The organism is Bartonella gabonensis (assembly GCF_903679515.1).
GTDB classification, from domain to species: Bacteria; Pseudomonadota; Alphaproteobacteria; order Rhizobiales; family Rhizobiaceae; genus Bartonella; species Bartonella gabonensis.
This window is the reverse complement of record NZ_CAHOYM010000062.1, coordinates 1-5,029: the sequence shown is the minus strand read 5'-3', so window position 1 is coordinate 5,029 and position 5,029 is coordinate 1. Positions and strand designations below refer to the sequence as shown.

The following is a 5,029-nucleotide window of genomic DNA, read 5'->3' as shown; positions in this document are numbered from 1 at the left end:
GTCTTTATAACCAATGCGTTCATTGGCAACGTAATTATGAAAATGCATTTTGATTATGAAACCATTCTGTTTTTACACGTGCTTTATAGCTGTTATCTGCTTTATAGCCATCGTATCATTTTTCATGTTTATAAGAGAGATTATAAATAGGATAACTGTGATTTATAGCTTGTTATGAAAACCTCTAAAGAGAAACTGATAACTATAGAGATTAGCAAAATCCATTTAATGAATTTTTATCAGTTCACTTTAATAGATAAATTTATGATTTTAGTGAGTGCTTTAAATATGTCTTAAAAAACATGTGATCTTTTAAAGCCTTTCAAAAGATAGTTTGTAATCATAAGAAATGCTATCAAGATTATTATGGTTATGAGTTTTGGAGGGGTTTTGAGTTTTGACGGTTGTTGCTTTTATATAAAAAAATAGCAAAAAATAAAAACTTTATATTTCAATATGTTAATATTTTACAGATCTTAAAAAAACAACCCATATTGATAATACAACCTCTAAATTCAATCAATAATATACGTTTTGTAGGGGTTTTGACAATTTTTATACCGTCAAAACCTATAAGCAAAATGAATATACATAACTCTCTTTAAACAAAGCTTTTGAAAACAATAAAGCTATCATTTGAGATTACGGTATAATCTCTTAAAGGCAATCCAAAAGAAGCGTATTCTATTTAAGAGTGGATTTCTTATCAGTCTTAAAGCAATCCAAATTACAGTGTTTAAAAGTGCAAATGTTCTTTTTTTAGAATAACGCATGACAAATTATGCCTTTTAAGATTATATCTAATCAACTTAATAAAGAGGTATAGATTATGATTATAAGACTCTATACCCCTTATGAGTTTTAAGATCTTATAAGCTTATTCAGTTTCTTTAATTTCTAATTTTGGTAAGCTCTTAACGATTTTCATTGTCTCTAAACTTACGGTAATAACCCTTTGGAATAACTCCAATGGATAAGCAGGGTTGCCAACAGTCTCAACAGCATAGCGATTGGCATCATTCACAATACCACTCTTTTTATCAGTCTTTACGCATTGACGCCCCATAACCCATTCAAGAGCCGGCTTGCCATTGACGATATAGTTATAAGCTTCAAGAGGTATATCTATCATCGTAATGTTGCTGTTGTAAATAACCGTGGATTTATCCTTTTCCTTACTATTTTTAATTTTTGCGAATTTCATCTCTGTAACGTAGTAAAACTTTTCTGGATTAGGAATATCAATCTGTTTTGGATTGCCTTTTTTAAATTTGACTGGATAAGGTTCCACATCTTCATAATTCACGTGCAAATGCCCCAGTTCACGCCCTGCTGTAACAAACTTCCAAAAGTCCTCAGAAGTTTTTACGCAAGGGATACGAGGAAATTCTTTGCATAAATTATCAGCATAACGGGCACGATAATCTTCCGAATGTAAAAGACCATAAACATAATAGAATAGATCATCTTTAGTGATAATCTCATTAGGATAAGCAGCTTTAAAATGGTCTAGTCCTTCATCTGTAATGGCATCACGCCTCTGTAAACCAGTTGTTTTGCTATCTTCTGTAGAATGCGTAAATAAGTGGGATTGTTTCTCACTTTTACTTTTTAATACCGTAGTATCTTCATAGATATATCTTGGAAAGCATTGCCCATTACTTATCACCTGAACATCAGTCAAAACATTACTCATCAAAACAGAAAAGCCCCCCATCGCTCCTATGCCTGTAACATGTATCACTTTATTTTCAACCGCTTGTCCTATCGGAAATATCCGCGGCATTTGATAGACTCTCTCGTTGAAAGTACGGTTGTAGTATAGCCACTGTTGTGTAAAAGGGCGATAAAGGCTTTGAATAAGGAACGCTTCTTCAAGTTTAAAAAACTTTCCCCTTACTAATTCTTGTTTAACATTATGACTCCAACTTATCTTTTTTTCATCTGTATTAACAAAGTAATCTACAGCCTTTGTACGTATTTTACGGTCAGTATGTGGATAGGTATCATTAAACCGTTCTGCTTCACTATTATAAAAGGCAATCATATTACTCATGTTTTGTGATAAAGCTTCACGACTGGAGTTATAAGCCCAAGTATCGCGAGTAGTTATAATTCCACGGGAAAAAGTTTCGAATAGCCTTTTATTATCACCCTTTTTATCACCTAATGTTAGAAAGGCAGCAAAACTGTTATCACGTTGATGTATCCAATCCCCATGCTCGTTTGGTGTAATCACTTGCCAGCCCTTTTTATCCGTAATGCCGCCAACACTACCAAAATACTCAAGAGCCGTAAGTTTTTCTTTTGTTGTGAGATTATTACCAATGTCATGGTAGTAAATTTTACACTCTCCAGAAACATTAGGGTTTTTGATAAATAATGTCACAGCAATACCCGTCATGCTACCATTGCCAAAAATATTTTCTCCTTCTTGAGAATTATTTTTATTCATCATATTTTTACGAATATCACCTCGTAAATTAAGCACGTAAATACTCGTAAATTCTTTAGCCAAAGATTTTCGTAAACTATCCATTGTTGGCTTTTCTACGTAACCAGAACCAGAAACAAAGCCGATTACCCCAGCATTATCAATACGGTCACTAGCCCAGCGGATAGCACGGATATAACTATCATAAAGCGCTCGTGAATTCGTTACTTTCGATTGAGCGGCATAGGTCTCACGAATACGGTCATCTAATAGTGGATAAGGACTGTTCTTTGCATTATCGTTTTCGTTTTTTTGTCCTACGGAATAAGGGGGATTACCAAAGATAACTTCGATATTCAGATTTTTCTGGTGTTCTAAATATTCACTGTTTTCTTTAAATAATTTTTGTAGCAGATTTTTCTCTTCAAGCATCCGAAACGTATCGGTTAAACCAATATGCTTAAAGGGAATGTACTCTCCTTTCATAAGACTATGATAGGTTGCTTCAATATTAATGGCTGCTATGTAATAAGCTAGCAAGACAATCTCATTGGCATGGATATCATAACGGTATTTATATTCCATGTCCTCTGGTTTGATCAGTTTAGATTGTAACAACCGTGTGATAAAGGTACCCGTACCCGTAAAAGGGTCGAGAATAGAGACACCCCGTGATCCTAGACTTTTTCCAAATTCATTGCGTAAGACATCATCAACAGAGTGAATGATAAAATCAACAACCTCAACGGGGGTATAGACAATCCCAAGCCTATCGGTGGTTTTCTTAAATGCTTTGGCAAAAAAATCTTCGTAAAGTTTGATAATAAGGTTTCGTCTTGCATGGGGGGAGGTAATCCCAGAGGCACGGAATTTTACGCTATCATGAAACTCTTGTAATTCTTTAGAGACTTGTTTGATATTGGTTTTATCCAACTCAGCTAAGATCTTTTCCATCGCTTGCGAAATGGCATTGTTTTGCACAAACGCATTGCCTTCAAACAAAGCTTCAAACACGGGGCGCGTCACAAGATGTTGTCCTAACATCTCAAGCGCTTCCTCTTGTTTGATTTCACTGTTTAAGTTGTTTTTTAGTTCTTTATGAAAGCTCTCAAAAGCATGAAAGGCTTCACTGGTTTCATCGGATAGGATATCTTTAAGATGATTGATATGGTTTTGCGCAATTTCAGCAACATTGCCAGCCCAAATACCCCAGTAATCCGCAAGGGTAAATTTCTTAGCCAAAAGAGTTTTAAGGGCATTGGGAAACTCTTTATAAAAAGGTAATCTCATTTGCCCGTTATAGCTATGCTTTGGTTCATAGGCTGCTTTGCCAATATCAAGCCCCGCGCTTTCTGGTTTCTCATAAACATGGAGTTTATCTTCAACCGTCGTCATACTCTTTAAGGCAGCAATCTCTAAAGTATGACTGACGTCTTGACCTAAAATCATCTGGTTAAGAGTTACTTCAAAATTTTCATCATGGGAAAGCAAAGCATTGATCACTTGCCAAACAACACTGTATCTCTTGTTGTATTTTAAAACCTCTTCAGCAGAAACCCCAGCTGGTATTCCAACCGGTAAAATGATATAACCTCTTTTTTTGCCTTTGGCACGGCGCATAATACGCCCTACCGCCTGTATCACATCCACTTGGCTTTTGCGCGGGTGTAAAAACATAATCGCATCCAAAGCAGGAACATCAACACCTTCAGACAAACAGCGTACATTGGTCAACACACGGCAAGCATGTTCCCCCGCATCTTCCTTTAACCAATCAAGGGCTTCATTGCGTTTCTTGGCACTTTGTGTTCCATCAATATGCGCAAAGGTACACTGAAGAGGCGACGTATCTTTATAGAGCTTATGAATACCATACAATTCTTTCTGTATTTCTTGAGAATTGAATGTGTCACGAATACGTTCAGAGGTCTTGATATCTTTACAAAAAGCCAAAGCCCGCCGCATGGGGTTAGGGTCATCACTCAGATCAACTTTTAGATCTATTTTACTCAAGGCTTGATAACAGCCTATGATTTTGGTCTTATCATCAAGAATAAGTTCATAATTCTCATCGGTCATCAGATGTTGAATGGATTCACTTACTTCCTCTTCATTAACACCCAAGACAATAATCTTATAAGGAACTAAGAGTTCATTTTTGACGGCTTTAGAGAATGTATAGGTATAAAGCTCTTTTCCATAGAGCGCTTCATCATCCATAGAGGCTAAAATGCCATTCATCTCATGGGCTTGCTTTTTAGCATGATCAGCAAAGATTTTTGGTGTTGCTGTCATATACAGACGTTTTTTACCCAAAATGATGCTGTTATCATGAACCTTGATAAATTCAGATTCATGCTTGTCTGTTCCTAATACAACCCCCGTTGTTCTATGGGCTTCATCACAAATGATCAGATCAAATTCGGGTAATCCATATTCCTTTTGTGCATCCGAAATCACTTGAATGGAATGATACGTCGAAAAGACCACCGTCATTACATCAAGAGAGGTCTTATTGGCTTTACGTGCAAGTGCTTGCGCATCCGTTGTCGCCGGTAAAACAAGATCACCGTTGTCGCCGGTAAAACAAGATCA

At 36.2% G+C, this 5,029-nt stretch carries 1 protein-coding gene; it reads right to left on the bottom strand.

The window, feature by feature from the left end; translation table 11 throughout:
- Positions 1 to 877: 877 nt before the first annotated feature.
- Complete coding sequence (locus HWX04_RS07740; protein ID WP_246257618.1) at positions 878 to 4,930, bottom strand: type ISP restriction/modification enzyme; 4,053 nt, start codon at positions 4,928 to 4,930, stop codon at positions 878 to 880.
- Positions 4,931 to 5,029 lie beyond the last annotated feature (99 nt).